Source organism: Paenibacillus sp. VTT E-133280 (genome assembly GCF_002264385.1).
Classification (GTDB): domain Bacteria; phylum Bacillota; class Bacilli; order Paenibacillales; family Paenibacillaceae; genus Paenibacillus_AQ; species Paenibacillus_AQ nitricinens.
Genome location: NZ_NFUX01000077.1, coordinates 17,270 through 32,948, shown reverse-complemented (window position 1 = coordinate 32,948; position 15,679 = coordinate 17,270). Strand labels below are relative to the sequence as shown.

The window sequence follows — 15,679 nt, the reverse complement described above, 5'->3', positions numbered from 1 at the left end:
TACTGCTCTACCAACTGAGCTAAGAGTCCATATGAAGTTTGGTGGAGCCAAGGGGGATCGAACCCCTGACCTCATCGCTGCCAGCGATGCGCTCTCCCAGCTGAGCTATGGCCCCAAACGTAATTTTCAGATGTATGAAATCACACATTCTAAAATTCAGTTCGGTGTATTTAAGTCATTCTGACAAATCCAAGCGCCGTAGGCGACTCCTATATAATATAAAAAATCGCCTTCGCTGTCAACACTTTTTTTAGTCATTCGACTAGCCACAACTCTACAATCTGTCCAGATCCCCGGTGCTCTTAGATAGCAGACCCTTCAGTTCTTTCATAAACATGTTAATATCCTTGAACTGGCGGTATACGGATGCAAAGCGAACGTAAGCAACCTCATCTACTGGATAGAGCTGTTCCATAACCAATTCACCGATCTGTTGGCTCTCTACCTCAGCTACGGCGATGCCGCGAAGGGATTTCTCCACCTCAGAGACGATCTTCTCTAGACGTTCTACAGAGACGGGGCGTTTCTCGCAAGCCCGGATTAAACCACGCAGAATTTTATCACGGCTGAATTCCTCACGGCTGCCGTCTTTTTTGATAACGATTAACGGTGTTTCCTCGATCATTTCAAAGGTTGTAAACCGTTTGCTGCAACGCTCACATTCACGCCTGCGGCGGATGGACTTATTCTCATTCGCTGGTCGCGAGTCGAGCACTTTAGTATTTGTGTGATCGCAGTAAGGGCATTTCATAAGCTTCATCACTTCCTATTACATAATGTTTTTTGTCCCCGGTTTGTTAAACAACCGGCTTTTAAAGGGCTATTTCATTTTTTCCAGAAATCACCGTTTTTTTATTGTAATGATTATGGCAAGTCCGGCACATAATACAGTTACCAACAGAGGAGGTGAACAGCAATGAGCCAAAACAACAGCTCCAATAACCTTGTAGCTCCAAATTCCCGTGGTGCTTTGGAACAACTTAAATATGAAGTTGCCCAAGAACTCGGAATCACGCTTTCCCCAGATGGTTACCAAGGCAATAAAACTTCTTATGAAAATGGTTCGATCGGTGGTTACATCACTAAACGTCTTGTAACCCTGGCAGAACAACAATTGGCAGGTCAATACAAATAACCTATCCACATAAGCTTACTGAAGAAGTATTAAACGACTCACAGGTCGTTTAATGCTTCTTTTTATACATAACACGGTTTTAGAATTCGTTGTAAATATCCGTGTACTGATCATAGTAATAGTTGACGCGCTGTACATAATGGCGGGTCTCACCAAACGGAATATCCTTAATCGTAGCATCCGTTCCATCCCAGATCCCTTCATCCAGCCATTTTTGAACTTTACCCGGTCCAGCATTATAGGCAGCGATAACCGCTGTACGTTTACCTTCGAATTGACGGGATAATGTCGAAAGATACCAGGTACCTAGCTCAATATTTGCTGATGGTTCATGCTTAAGCTCCTCCATAGAAACATCAGGAAGCTTGGCCTTTTCAAGGGCCCATTTGGCGGTATCCGGCATAAGCTGCATTAAACCTATAGCACCTTTTTTGGATTCTCGTCCAGTTTTGAAGTTCGTTTCCACCCGGATAATCGAAGCCACTAGAAATGGGTCTATATCGTACGTAATGCTGTGCTTACGGATCTCATCTTTATAATGGATCGGATAAAACCAGGACATCCAGTTCGTACTCAGAAACAATATCGCAGTAAAACCAATGAATAATAGAAGAAGGACTCTTTTTTTACGTAACCATTTCATGATAAGCCCAGCCTGTCCCAAAGAACAGCAACCTGTTGCTCAGTGTGCGCAAGTTCGCCACTGTTGTCAATGATATAGTCCGCTTTTTTACGCTTTGCTTCAATATCCATCTGTGCATTTAAGCGTGCTTCTGCTTGTTCTAAAGAAAGTCCGTTACGTTCCATTAATCGAGCGATTTGCACTTCACGAGGCACGTAGACCACCAGTATTTCATGGAACATGTTCTCGAGTCCTGATTCGAAAAGAAGAGGGATATCCACAATTGTTAACTTCTCTGGATCTTCTACCTCCAGGCTATTCATACGTTCTTTAATTTCCCGCCGGATTGCGGGATGCGTCAGATTGTTCAGGGCTTGCAGGGCCGCCGGGTCTTGAAATACAATGTCCCCCAGCTTGCCCCTATTCAGGGTGCCATCCGGAGAGAGGATCTCGCTTCCGAATTGTTTCACAGCCGCAGCCAGCACCTCATGACCGGGGAGCATAACTTCTCTGGCGATCACATCCGCGTCAACCAGCCTCGCTCCCTTGCTCACAAGCAGTGCAGACACCGTGCTTTTTCCGGATGCAATGCCTCCGGTTAAGCCAATAATCATGTACTCACCTCATAATAGCTTCAGTATTCCCATTGTAATTAATAATAACGCGGGTAGTGCAGCAGCATGCTTCATCCAGTAGTTCCCGGCGAATCTTAATCCAGTCTTCATGCCCAGCAATAGAAATGTACCACTAAACAGCGCAATTGTAAGTGATGTCCATATCGGATTGAACCCCAGCAATGCTGCGCCAAGTCCAGCTCCAAAAGCATCTAGAGAGAGGGCAATCCCGAGCAGCATAGCTTCCATCGAAGAAATACTTCCGGAATCATCCATATCTGCAGAAGACGGAGTACGTAGGATCTGTACAACAATCCCCAACCGTCGTAGCTCAAGGGAAAAGACAGCCGACTTTGCCTGTTCAGGAGCCATGGCAACCTGTTCTACAACATCTTCAGTAACAACAGCTACCTCTGCCCGAGCTTCTGTGGATAGTACATTTTCTTCACTATCTACTTTATGCTCACCTGTCTGTTCCTTCTCCTTCTGCATTAGCATCTGGACGAGCGACCAGCACCCCATTAGCACAAGTATAACAGCGCCAACCTCAGAAGCTGCATGTGGAGACACTACCTTGGCAAGCAGAACACCCACTTGCATAGATACACAGATAACTACCCCCGAACAAAGCGAGATAATCAGAATGGAGAGCAATGGTATTTTCATTTTACGCAGTCCATATGTAATACCAACGCCAAAACCATCCAGACTCAAAGCAAAAGCTAGTAATATTAGTGAAAAAAATGGGCTGAGCACCCGCAATCCCTCCTGTGAAGAACCGGAACACTGAAGATTACATTTCATTCAGCTTCCGTTCTCTATTAAGCATTCTTCACACAGTATATGGGCGGGACAAGTAGTGGGTGCCAACCTAATTACTTCTTCAGTTTTCTGACTTACGCTGACAGCTTGGACAATAATGCGTGCCGCGGCCACCTACAACGGTTTTCTCAATCATCGTTCCACAGTGGTTACACGGCTGATCTTTACGACCGTAAATCATCAGCTGCTGCTGATAAGTGCCACTCTCACCTTGACCATTCACATATGATTTTACAGATGAACCACCAGCGTTTACCGCTTCCGTCAGCGTACTGACAATAGCGTGATGTAGCTGATCAAGTTGCTCATCCGAAAGATCTTTAGCGCTGACTTCAGGATGTATCCCTGCACGATGCAGCGACTCATCTACATAAATATTACCTATGCCCACGATATATTCCTGATTCAGCAGCAGCGATTTAATTTTTGTGCTTTTGCCTGATACAATCTGCTTAAACTTCTCCGACGTAAAGGATGGCTCCAGCGGCTCCTGTCCTAGCTTATTAAGAGGAGGCAACTGCAGGTCTTCACCAATCTGAAAAAGATGCATCGTACCAAACTGACGAACATCCGTGTAACGCAGCTCAGTACCATCGGTAAAATGGAATATCACATGCGTATGCTTGTCCAGTGGATCTTCGTTCGAAAAAAGTCCGTAACGGCCCTCCATCCGTAAATGAGATACCAGCACCAGACCGTCTAACACGATACGCAAAAATTTTCCTCTTCGTTCAACATTAACAATGCTATGACCTGTGAGCAGGTTGGCAAAAGCCTGAATATCATCCGGCCGCTGAATAATCCGGGCCAACCGGACGGTTACATTCTCTATCTGCTTTCCATTAACTAAATCATTCAGTGTTCTCTTGACTGTCTCTACTTCCGGTAATTCCGGCATGATGTCTTCACCTCAACTACATTATAGCTGATATACACACCTTAAAGGGAGCCTATTTCGCTTCGTACCAGTTGCTGCCAAAACTTACCTCTGCTTTAAGCGGCACAGATAACTGCAATGCTCCACCCATGACTTCCGGCAAAAGCGTCTTCATGAGCTCCATTTCATCCTCTGGCACCTCGAATACAAGCTCATCGTGCACCTGAAGCAGCATACGGCTCTTTAGCCCACGCTCGAAAAGCGCCTTATCCATATGCACCATCGCCAGCTTAATAATATCAGCTGCAGTTCCTTGTATAGGTGTATTCATTGCCGTACGTTCCGCAAACGAACGTAGATTAAAGTTCTTTGCATTAATCTCAGGCAAGTACCGACGACGTTCCAGCAGCGTGGTTACATATCCATGTTTCCTTGCATCAACTACGATATCATCCATATATCGACGCACACCTTGGTATACCTCAAAATACTGCTCAATGAATTGAGCGGCTTCTTTACGAGGAATATTCAAGTTCTGCGACAGACCATAATCACTGATGCCGTACACGATACCAAAGTTAACGGCTTTAGCAGCACGACGCATATTGCTATCAACCTGATCGTTAGTAACTCCAAATACATCCATCGCTGTTTTCGTGTGAATATCCATATCATGGAGAAAAGCTTCCTTCATCCGCTCATCACCGGAGATATGCGCTAGCACCCGAAGTTCAATCTGAGAATAATCCGCCGCCAGAATGGACCAACCCGGTTCGGATGGAACAAACACTTTACGGATTTTGCGCCCTTCCTCTAGGCGGATAGGAATGTTCTGCAGGTTCGGATATTGACTGCTGAGACGTCCGGTAGCCGCAATCGTCTGCCGATAGAAGGTATGCACCTTTCCTGTTTTCGGAGATATTTCTTTAAGAAGTCCTTCTACGTATGTAGACTGGAGCTTCGCAATCGTGCGATATTGCAAAATCAAACGTACCACGTCATGATAAGGCGCTAGTTTCTCAAGCACCTCAGCATCGGTGGAATAGCCTGTCTTCGTCTTCTTAACAACAGGCAAACCTAGCTTAACGAATAAAATCTCACCCAGTTGCTTTGGTGAATTCAAATTGAACTCCGTGCCACTTAATTCATATATTTCAGTGACCAGCTTGGAAATCTGAGCTTCGAATTCTTTTCCTAACTCTTTAAGATCCCCTTCGTTGACTGCAATCCCCTGTTTCTCCATATCCGCAAGAATACGTGATAATGGCATTTCGAGATCCTCGAACAGTCCGGTCATTGCCGTTTCAATCAATTCCTGCTGTTGTTTCTGGGCAATACCAAGTACCGCAGCACTCTTACGTGCGACGTGATTTCCTAAGATCTCAAGCTCAGGAATCTTATATTTGGCCCCTTTACCAAATACATCTTCATCAGGTGACAACCTTGGCAAGCCGTATTTCGTAGCGAGATCGTTCAGGTTCTGATTAGCTTCCGTCGGATCCAGCAAATAAGCCGCCAGCTGCACATCATGCGCTGCACCTGCAAAAGCAATCCCCTGCCAATGCAGTGCCAAATCAGCACGGTGAAGATCATATCCGCTCTTCGGAGCCTTCTCATCTCCTAACCAGTCGCGTAGCTTCGCGGCCGCTGGTTTCTGTAGTAATTCAAACGGCACATAATAATGTCGCTCCAAAGTAGATAGCCCTACCCCGATCACCTCGGCACGATGCGGATTATCCCCATTGGATTCCACATGCAGCGCTGAAATACTAGGCAACGCTTCACTTAGCGCCTCAAGTTCATCTTCACTCACGATCGAAATATCGAGTGTTGCAGCTTCTACTTCCGTTGCACCCTCTTCTCCATCAGCTACTGGAGCATAGGCACTTAGTGATAACCTTTCCAGAAGTGATTTGAATTCTAATTTTGCGAGTGCGGGTCCTGCTGTATCCGCAGAAATCCCGTTAAAGATCATATCTTCCCACGAATGCTCAAGAGGCACTTCACGATAGATGGTTGCCAGCTTCTTACTCATGACAGCGTCTTCCGCATGTGCTTCGAGCTTTTCTTTCATTTTACCTTTAAGCTCACCGGTTCCTGCTAATACACCTTCAACGGATCCGAATTGATGCAACAGCTTGAGCGCTGTTTTCTCACCAACACCCGGAACGCCTGGAATGTTATCACTCGCATCACCCATCAGTCCCTTAAGGTCTATGATCTGCTCTGGTGTCAGGTCATATTTCTCACGAATTTGTTCTGGTCCATAAAGCTCGACCTCAGTAACTCCTTTGCGGATCAACGCAACGGTCGTGTGTTCGGAAGCCAATTGAAGCATATCCTTGTCTCCCGACACGATCATAACCTGCCGGCCTGCTTCATCTGCTTGGCGAGAAATGGTTCCAATAATATCATCGGCCTCATAATTGCCGATTTCAAACTGCGGTACACCTAGATTTCTGAGCAAATCCTTCAATAGTGGAAACTGCTCGGAGAGCTCGGGAGGTGTCTTTTGCCGACCGCCTTTATAATCCTCATAGCCTTCATGCCGGAATGTGACTTTCCCTGCATCGAAGGCAACAATCATATGTGTCGGCTTGTGTTCTTCAATTAAACGGAGCAGCATAGTGGTAAAACCGTACACCGCATTCGTCTGTTGCCCTGCTGTATTCGTTAGCGGAGGCATCGCGAAGAATGCGCGGTAAATAATATTGTTTCCATCTATAAGTATCAACTTGTCCATAGTGCACCTCGCCTTTTTCATGCTTACTTCTTACATCTTAACATATGGCCTGTCCAAGTAGAAACGGCTATACAACAAGTAGCCGTCCTAATATAAGGACGGCTACTCAATTTACCTAAAAATAAACAAAAGATGTGAAGGTCCAAGTAATGGAGGAGAAGTTTGGAACTGTAGGAGCAGAGCGACCGCCTGAAAGTTTTCCGTAGGAAAGCTCGCTTCGGAAGCATAGGCTCTCCGGATTTACACCACTGAAGGTGGTTAAAATAAAATAAATCTGGAGACAACAACGGCCGAAAGTCCAAACATTCTCCGCAGTTACGACAATTACCAAACATCTTTTGAATCAAAGCTATTCATTCAAATCTGGACGGCTACCGGTAACCAGGTAAACTACGCTTTCGCCAATGTTAGTGGCGTGATCGCCAATCCGTTCGATATAACGGCCTACCAGCGTCAATAACATAGCTTGGGATACGGTTTCCGGCTTTGTTACCATATAAGAATACAACTCATTGATCATCGCACCATACAATTGATCGACCTGATCATCATCCTGAGCCATTTTATAAGCCAGATCAGTATTCTCATCCAGGTAAGATTGAATGGCCTCATCGATCATAATCGTCACGATTTCAGCCATGCGAGGAATGTCAACAAGCGGCTTAATCAGCGTTTGTCCTTGAAGACGCATGGTCGCTTTTGCTACATCAAGCGCCAGATCACCCATACGTTCCAAATCGCTTGATATTTTAAAGGCAACGATAATGCGGCGCAAATCCTTAGCTACAGGCTGCTGAGTAATAATTAAGCGTGAGCCAATTTCCATGATTTTATCTTCCATGGCATTCAACTGTAGATCCGCTTCAACAACTTCTTGTGCGAGCGTTGTATCTAGATTTTGTAATGCCTTAATTGCGCCTTCAAGAGCATCCTTAACATGCTCACCCATCTGCTGCAGCAGACTGCGCAGTTCTTCCAAGTCTTTATCAAATTCTTTTCTGCGAATCATATAAGAGCGATCCTCCTCATTAACGTATGGTCAGCTTGCCATTTCCAGGGACGAACACCCTTTTAAATTTGATCAGCCGAAACGTCCGGAAATATAATCTTCAGTGCGGGAATCTTTAGGGTTCGAGAAAAGCACCTCTGTGTCCGCCGCCTCTACAATTACACCATTTAAGAAAAACACGGTTCGACCGGATACACGTGCGGCCTGATGCATGTTATGAGTTACCATAACAATGGTATACTCACTTCTTAGTTCCTGAACAAGCTCTTCTATCTTGAGAGTGGATACAGGGTCGAGGGCAGAGGTTGCCTCATCCATTAGCAGAATATCAGGCTGTACCGCTAACGCTCTAGCAATACAAAGCCGCTGCTGCTGTCCACCAGACAAGCTAAGGGCAGATTTCTTCAGAAAATCTTTCACTTCCTCCCATAGGGCGGAGTGACGCAAGCTTTTTTCTACGATCTCATCCAGTTCACTTTTGGAACGGATGCCGTGTAAACGGGGACCGTAAGCTACATTGTCGTAAATCGACTTAGGAAAAGGATTCGGCTGCTGAAACACCATACCGACCTGCTTACGCAGGCTTTCCACCTCTACCTCATCACTATAAATATTTTTGCCACCGATGTTTACAGTTCCTTCTATACGTGTGCCAGGAATCATATCATTCATACGATTCAATGTGCGAAGCAACGTGGATTTCCCACAACCGGAAGGTCCAATAAAAGCGGTAACCTGTTTCTCCGGGATTTGCAGATTCACATTCTTCAGTGCGTGGAACGACTCATAGTAGAGATCAAGATTCTCTATGTCAATGATGGATTTCATTAGTGTTTACGTCTCCTTCTCATCATCTTCGATCTCCATGATAAGCTTTTAGTGTAAATACAGTTGGAGAGAAATGTTAACGCAATGTAAAATCAGTGAGATGAATGGGTCCACATCACAGTATTTCCCCAGAAGCCCACTAGTACTCCGAGCATTTCTTATTTATGAAAAGTATAGAAAAAATAGAACTCCAGTCACTCTAAATGACCGGAGCTCTTTTTTTATTAACCACTAATTTATAGCCTACGCCTCGAATCGAATCGATATGAACGGATTCTGGATCCAGCTCAAGCTTTTTACGAAGTGAACTCACATGCACGTCCACCGTACGCTGCCCGCCAATATAATCAAAGCCCCATACAGCATTCATGAGATCATCTCTCGTCAACACAACTCCTGGCTTACGAGCCAAATATAATAGCACTTCGAACTCTTTCGGCCGCAAATTAATACTATGACCACCGAGGGAGACTTCATATCTCTCAGGGTAAATCTCTAATTGACCTAAAATAATGGTAGAAGCAGAGATAGGTGTTTCTGTCGGTGCTTCCTCCGCAAGTCCAGAAATCCTCCGAAGTACAGCACTTACTCTAGCGAGCAGTTCAGAGACGCCGAATGGTTTGGTTATATAATCATCAGCTCCTGATTTCAGCCCTCTAACTACATCTTCTTCCGCATTTTTGGCGGTCAACACAATAATAGGTGTACGGATACCTTGTCCACGCAATTTATCAAGGATGTCTATGCCATTCATACCTGGCAACATCAGATCTAATACGATCAAGTCAAAAGGTTCCCTCGTCGCACGATCATATCCTGCCGTACCATGATCCTCTACTGTTACCTCGTAACCTTCCTGCGTTAAGTTATAGGACAGCAGCCGGGCCAGTGTCGGTTCGTCTTCAATGACAAGCAATCGTTGAGCCATAGGTTCCCCCGTCTTCCATTTAGTTTGATTTTTACAAAACAACAACAAAACAATCATATCACCACAATGTTAACTCGGTGTAAAATCGATGAGGTGAATTCACAAAAATCTAATCCACCTTTTCTTCCTGCAAGAGCGGCAACTCAATAATAAATGAACTTCCGATCCCCAGATCACTTTTAACCGAAATCACACCATGGTGCAAATCAATCAAGTGCTTCACAATAGACAGTCCCAGCCCCGTTCCACCGGAGCTTCTGGATCTTGCCTTATCCACTCGATAAAAACGTTCAAAAATACGCGGCAGATCCTTTTTGGGAATTCCCATCCCTGTATCGGTAACGGTAAATTGGACATTCTCAGAACCATCTGGCTTCAGTATATTCTTAACATAGACTTTTACGCTACCCCCTTCATGCGTGTAATTAATCGCATTGGAGAGCAAATTCATAAAAATTTGACGTAGTTTATCTTCATCGGCCTCAATGAACAGCTCCTCAGGAACCTCTACGTTAAGACTAATACTTTTCTTCTCAGCCACTTTGCTAATGGTTCCCAGCACGGAATCAAAGAATTCAATGATGTGAACAGGAGAGCAATCGAGTTGCACACGTTTAGATTCGATTTTAGATAATTCAAGAATATCTCCAATCAAGCGATTTAAGCGTTCGTTCTCATCATAAATAATTTGCAAGAAGGAACGGGCGGTCTTCTCATCCTTAACCCCACCACCCAGCAAGGTCTCAGCAAATCCTTTAACAGCGGCAACCGGCGTCTTCAATTCATGGGATACGTTAGCGACAAATTCACTTCGCATCCGCTCCAGGCGACGAATCTCTGTTACTTCCTGCAGCAGGAAGAGCATGCCTCTATACGTCCCATCCTGGATCATAGGCACTGCGTCCATGCGTACAATCCGCTCTCTCGGATTGTAAATACTTCGTTCTTCATGGAGCGGTTCTTTATTCGATACCCCTTCTTCAAGCAGCCGCGTTAACTCATAATGACGCTTTAGCTCCTTGTACGAATGACCCGCCATTTCACTGTTGCTAACATCCAGCATCCGCTCTGAGGCTCGGTTCAGCAGGGCAATTTCTTCGTCCGCATTGATCATTATAATGCCGCCAGTCATATTGTCTAGTACGCTTTGCAGCAAATCCTCATTATCACGAATGGTCTTAAGCTGAGCTTGAAGACTGTCAGCCATGGCATTTATCGCTGTTGCCAGTTGCCCGACCTCATCTTTACGCTTCAAATGGACTCTTGCATCATAATCAAGATCTGTAATACGCCGCGCAACTCTCGTGATTTGTTCAAGCGGTGAAGTCATACTAGATGCCACTTTGTAGCTGACAATAGTTGCTGCCAGGAACAAAATAACTAACCCCCCAGCCATAATCATCCAAGCACGGTTCAGTCCTTCCGCTACTGCATCCAGTCCCATCGAGACCCGAATGTAACCATCAAAACCTTGATCTGAAGTCACTCGCTCTGCTACATATAACATCTCGCGATCTAAAGTTTCGCTGTAACGAATGGCTCGGCCAGTCCCCTCTTTAGCCGCAACAATCTCCTCTTCACGATTAGCGTGATTGTCCATCTCCAGAGGATTTTTCTCTGAATCCCCTAAAACTTTACCTGACTTACTGATAAAAGTAATCCGGGAATCTAGAAGCTCGGCGACATGCTCTGCCTGCTCCGTGTAATACGGAATGGCATTGGTGGCGTTCATATCTACAAATTCCAATGTGCCTGCGAGTAGATTTATTTCCCGGGACATGTTCTCTTCGAGAGCAGCTATATGGGAGCTCTTAAACAGATGAGCCATCGTAAATCCAGTGCCAATCATGGAAATACCGATTAAGGCCATAAGTATAAACGTAAGACGAGCGCGAAACGGTTTCATCTGAAGTGTGCCTCTCCCTTTTTCATTGTATCTTTTATCCTAACTTCATTTTCATCAAAAAACCAGTGCAACTATTTTCGTGACATAAATCCCTACTATAATAGATTATATAAAAATAACAGCCCAAGTTGATTATCTCTGGACTGTTACTTTGTATTACTTTTGTAAAATATTATGATTTCATTCTATACAGGTTGCAAGAAACCACTGATTGCCCTGAGTATCTCTAATCCCCGCTCCTCTTTCCCCATAAGGCTTATCCAATGGTTCTTCAATGATGGATGCCCCGGCATCCAAGCACTTACGAAAGGTCTCATCCACATTTCTTACGTATAGATGAATAGCGAGCTGTACGGGTGAATATTTCTCATTCGCTTCGGAAACCTCAATAATCGAATCTCCTATTCTAAGTTCTGCATGTCTAATCTTGCCTTCATCATTCCGCAGCATATCATTAATTCTTGCATCAAAGCAGTTCACAACAAAATCAATCAATTGATCTGCATCAGCCACAATGAAATACGGAGTAACGTTAAGAAGACCATTTCTAATATAATGTGGTACCATTCGTAAACCTCCTTTAGACAAGCATAAACACCTTCGACGTCACTATCATATGGACACTAAGTGATTACACGAGGAATATAAGGATAAATTATAGCGTGGAACATATAAATTCTTATATTTTTGATAAAACCGGAGAAAAAGCCATAGCAGCGGATGTCCCCACTTTATGACTAATTCACCGGACTGTACCTGACTTATTTAAATACAGGTTCTTTAAACTGAGTTAATTTTGCTGCGGAATCTTTCTCTACATCTGCGTGCAGACTGTTGCCATGGGCATCCATCGTTACAATAGCAGCAAAACCATCCACATCCAAATGCCACATTGCTTCAGGAATGCCAAATTCCATAAAATCAACAGCATTTACCTTCTTGATGCATTCCGCATAATACTGTGCGGCGCCGCCAATTGCATTGAGATATACGCCCCCGTGCTCCTGAAGAGCTTTTAACGTTTTTGGACCCATTCCACCTTTTCCGATGACGGCACGAATTCCAAATTTTTTGATAATATCGCCTTGATAGGGCTCTTCACGGATACTAGTAGTCGGACCCGCTGCTTTAACATGCCAGCCTTCCTCGTCCTTCATCATTACAGGACCACAGTGATAGATAACTGCACCGTTCAAATCCACCGGAGCCTCATGATCCATTAGATATTTATGAAGTGCATCGCGGCCCGTATGCATTTCGCCGGATAAAATTACTACATCCCCAACTCGTAAACTACGAATATCTTCTTCACTAATCGGTGTAGTCAGGCGGACTTCGCGAGATCCAGTAGCTGCATTATCTTCACTTGCATCTGCCACCTCCGTTTCCGACGCCTGGTCCCGTCCATCATCAACCGAAATCCCTGTACCACTCTCGTACAGCCAGTCCTCTATATTGCCCGTTGACGGGTCAACCAGCACGCCTTGGCGTCGGAAAGCCCAGCAGTTGTAGGCAACAGATACGAAAAAGCTGGCTGGTAAACGATTCATAACGCCGATCTTACAACCAAGCAGCGAAACTTCCCCACCAAAGCCCATCGTTCCAATACCCAGCTTATTGGCGTTTTCCATGATGTAGTCTTCCAGCTTGTTGAGATCCTCTATTGGATTAACATCCTCCACTTTGCGGAACAACTGCTTCTTAGCCAGCTCATAGCCAGTTGTTCGGTCACCGCCGATACCAACACCAATAAAACCAGCGCTACAGCCTTGCCCTTGTGCCTGATAAACAGCATGTAAAATACATTTACGAATTCCGTCCAGATCACGGCCTGCCTTGCCCAATCCTTCTAATTCTGCTGGAAGGCTGTATTGAATATTCTTATTCTCGCAGCCGCCACCCTTCAGAATCAGTCTGACATCTATTTTTTCCTCTTCCCATTGTTCAAAATGAATGACCGGTGTACCTGCTCCCAAATTATCTCCGCTGTTCTCACCTGTCAGTGAATCTACAGAATTTGGACGAAGCTTACCATTCTTTGTTGCCCGTACAATGGCGTTATGAATATCTTTTTTCATCTCAATCTGATTGATTCCCACAGGTGTGTGAATAATAAATGTAGGCATTCCCGTATCCTGACAGATCGGTGATACTTGCTGCTCAGCCATTCCGATATTTTGAGCAATCGTAGTTAACGCAAGACCTGACCGGGTAGCTCTGTCCTCTAGTGCGCGACCCTTGGCGACCGCCCGGCGTACATCACCCGGCAAGTTCGTGGACGTTTCAACAATTAGATTATAAATGCTGTCTTCAAAATGCTGCATATTCATTCAAGCTCCTCTCAGCAGATCCAGATTATCAAAAGTCTGATACAATTAGTATAATAATATCATACCTAGCAGCTCATGAAAGGGGTTACTTTAAAATTGAACTACCATTTTTCCGCCTATTTATACCGGCTTCAATATATTCAGCGCTGGAGCCTAATGCGCAGCACCGCACCTGAGAACGTTGCTGAGCATTCTTTTCATGTAGCTCTGCTCACACATATGCTCTGTTCTATTGGCAATATTCATTATGGACGTTCATTAAACGCCGAAAGAGCAGCAACTATGGCCCTGTTCCATGATGCCAGCGAAGTGTTCACGGGTGACATTGCCACACCAGTGAAATACAATAATCCTCGGCTACTTACCAGCTTCCGCGAAATGGAAAGAATTGCTGCGGAACGCTTGACCGGTATGATTCCTCCCGAGCTTCAGGGTATTTACACGCAGCTCATGCAGCCGGAAGACAGCTCTCCAGATTCGGAGGACGTTCTGCTCCACAGCTACGTTAAGGCTGCCGATCGACTGGATGCGTACCTAAAATGTGTCTGGGAGGTTGCTGCGGGCAACCGCGAATTCGCAGCGGCGAAGGAGCAGACGGTAGCAAAGCTGCGCGGGCTTGGCTTAGAGGAAGTGGATTATTTCCTAACTCATATGGCTCCAAGCTTTGAAATGTCTCTGGATGAACTCTCTAACGGAAACTAAAATCCCAAGATCAATACAAAAAGCTCTAATTCGGCTAACCCTGAATTAGAGCTTTCTGTATAAGAATCTAGGTTTGGTTGGCTGAGCATCTACCCGTTTACGACCTCGCCACCATTTACATGGATAACCTGTCCGGTCACATAACTCGAATCGTCGGAGGCTAGATACACATAAGCTGGAGCCAGCTCCTCCGGTTGTCCCGGTCGCTTCATAGGCTGTGTACCGCCGAACTCACTAACCTGCTGTGCATCAAAAGTAGATGGAATAAGCGGTGTCCAAATTGGCCCCGGAGCAACGCCATTTACCCGAATGCCCTTCTCTGCCAAATTCGTAGATAAGGAACGCGTGAAGCTCAGAATGGCTCCTTTCGTTGACGAATAGTCCAGTAATTGTGGACTACCACGATAAGCGGTAATAGAAGTCGTATTAATGATAGCAGATCCTGCTTTTAGATGAGGCATAGCCGCTTTGGTCAAATAAAACATTGCAAATATATTCGTACGAAATGTACGCTCTAGCTGCTCGGACGTAATATCCTCGATTTTAGCTTGTGGATGTTGCTCCGCCGCGTTATTGATGAGAATATCCAGTTTCCCGAGGCCCTCTACCGTTTGTTTAATGAGATCTTTACAGAAGGATTCCACACCAATATCTCCAGGAATCAGAATGCATTTGCGACCTTCCTGCTCCACCTGACGTTTCGTTTCCTCTGCATCAGAGTGTTCATTCAGATATGAAATAACTACATCAGCGCCTTCTTTTGCAAAAAGAACAGCTACTGCCCGTCCGATCCCGCTGTCTCCTCCAGTAATAAGTGCCGCCTTGCCCTGCAACTTACCTGCCGCCTTATAATTAGCCGGCTCATATTTCGGCAACGGCTTCATTTCGCTCTCAATCCCTGGTTGATGATGCTGTTCTTGCGGGGGTAAGGTTTTTGTAGATTGCTTGTTGTCTGACATAATCCCTAGCTCCTCTCGTGAAGCAATTGATAGTTAACTGATTGTCTTAGGATGGCTCAAGCGTATATGTTTATACGCTGGCATTATCATTTTTTTCAAATTGCCGTATGGAAAGTTACTTACCACAATACAGATAGAATCAAACAATCCGAAGTTTTTTGAACACAAAAAACCCGCTCTCCTTTACGGAAGCGGGCTCATAGT

15 protein-coding genes and 1 tRNA gene are annotated in these 15,679 nt (G+C 45.0%); 2 read left to right on the top strand and 14 right to left on the bottom strand.

All coding sequences use genetic code 11. The annotated features are described in order from the left end of the window. Positions 1-39: 39 nt before the first annotated feature. Both CA600_RS25815 and nrdR read right to left on the bottom strand, forming a co-directional pair. Positions 40-115 (bottom strand) — tRNA-Ala (locus CA600_RS25815). Between the two features lie 159 nt (positions 116-274). Beyond that, positions 275-751, bottom strand: a complete 477-nt coding sequence (nrdR, locus tag CA600_RS25810; RefSeq protein ID WP_042126015.1) for a transcriptional regulator NrdR — start codon at positions 749-751, stop codon at positions 275-277. 165 nt (positions 752-916) lie between these two features. Here nrdR and CA600_RS25805 point away from each other — a divergent pair, with 165 nt between their 5' ends. Continuing rightward, the gene (locus CA600_RS25805) at positions 917-1,135 is read left to right on the top strand and encodes an alpha/beta-type small acid-soluble spore protein (RefSeq protein WP_042126012.1); all 219 of its coding nucleotides are present in this window, start codon (positions 917-919) and stop codon (positions 1,133-1,135) included. Between the two features lie 79 nt (positions 1,136-1,214). Here the strand turns inward: CA600_RS25805 and CA600_RS25800 are convergent, their stop codons facing one another. From CA600_RS25800 to CA600_RS25750, 11 genes are all read right to left on the bottom strand, one after another. Then, positions 1,215-1,778: a lytic transglycosylase domain-containing protein gene (locus CA600_RS25800; protein WP_094874029.1), complete on the bottom strand. Its 564-nt coding sequence runs from the start codon at positions 1,776-1,778 to the stop codon at positions 1,215-1,217. Then, on the bottom strand, positions 1,775-2,371 hold the full coding sequence (gene coaE / locus CA600_RS25795) for a dephospho-CoA kinase (protein WP_094874028.1): 597 nt from the start codon (positions 2,369-2,371) through the stop codon (positions 1,775-1,777). The genes CA600_RS25800 and coaE overlap by 4 nt, the downstream gene beginning before the upstream one ends. A 9-nt stretch (positions 2,372-2,380) precedes the next feature. Next, a complete protein-coding gene (locus CA600_RS25790; protein ID WP_094874027.1) occupies positions 2,381-3,127 on the bottom strand; it encodes an MntP/YtaF family protein in 747 nt (248 codons plus the stop codon). 127 nt (positions 3,128-3,254) lie between these two features. Further along, positions 3,255-4,091, bottom strand: coding sequence for a DNA-formamidopyrimidine glycosylase (gene mutM / locus CA600_RS25785; RefSeq protein WP_094874026.1), 837 nt, complete (start codon positions 4,089-4,091; stop codon positions 3,255-3,257). 52 nt (positions 4,092-4,143) lie between these two features. Further along, a complete protein-coding gene (polA, locus tag CA600_RS25780) occupies positions 4,144-6,813 on the bottom strand; it encodes a DNA polymerase I (protein ID WP_094874025.1) in 2,670 nt (889 codons plus the stop codon). 349 nt (positions 6,814-7,162) lie between these two features. After that, entirely contained in the window at positions 7,163-7,822 is a 660-nt protein-coding gene (phoU, locus tag CA600_RS25775; protein WP_094874024.1) for a phosphate signaling complex protein PhoU, read from the bottom strand. 72 nt (positions 7,823-7,894) lie between these two features. Beyond that, positions 7,895-8,650: a phosphate ABC transporter ATP-binding protein PstB gene (gene pstB / locus CA600_RS25770; protein WP_042186541.1), complete on the bottom strand. Its 756-nt coding sequence runs from the start codon at positions 8,648-8,650 to the stop codon at positions 7,895-7,897. Positions 8,651-8,849: 199 nt separating this feature from the next. After that, a complete protein-coding gene (locus tag CA600_RS25765) occupies positions 8,850-9,578 on the bottom strand; it encodes a response regulator transcription factor (RefSeq protein WP_042125998.1) in 729 nt (242 codons plus the stop codon). A gap of 109 nt (positions 9,579-9,687) precedes the next feature. Then, a complete protein-coding gene (gene pnpS, locus CA600_RS25760; RefSeq protein ID WP_094874023.1) occupies positions 9,688-11,484 on the bottom strand; it encodes a two-component system histidine kinase PnpS in 1,797 nt (598 codons plus the stop codon). A gap of 180 nt (positions 11,485-11,664) precedes the next feature. Beyond that, on the bottom strand, positions 11,665-12,051 hold the full coding sequence (locus CA600_RS25755; protein ID WP_094874022.1) for a VOC family protein: 387 nt from the start codon (positions 12,049-12,051) through the stop codon (positions 11,665-11,667). Between the two features lie 194 nt (positions 12,052-12,245). After that, the gene (locus tag CA600_RS25750) at positions 12,246-13,808 is read right to left on the bottom strand and encodes a fumarate hydratase (protein WP_094874031.1); all 1,563 of its coding nucleotides are present in this window, start codon (positions 13,806-13,808) and stop codon (positions 12,246-12,248) included. Positions 13,809-13,910: 102 nt separating this feature from the next. Between CA600_RS25750 and yfbR the strand changes: the two genes are divergently transcribed. Continuing rightward, complete coding sequence (yfbR, locus tag CA600_RS25745; RefSeq protein ID WP_094874021.1) at positions 13,911-14,516, top strand: 5'-deoxynucleotidase; 606 nt, start codon at positions 13,911-13,913, stop codon at positions 14,514-14,516. Between the two features lie 89 nt (positions 14,517-14,605). Here yfbR and CA600_RS25740 read toward each other — a convergent pair whose 3' ends face one another. Then, positions 14,606-15,475, bottom strand: coding sequence for an SDR family oxidoreductase (locus CA600_RS25740; protein WP_094874020.1), 870 nt, complete (start codon positions 15,473-15,475; stop codon positions 14,606-14,608). Between the last annotated feature and the right edge of the window lie 204 nt (positions 15,476-15,679).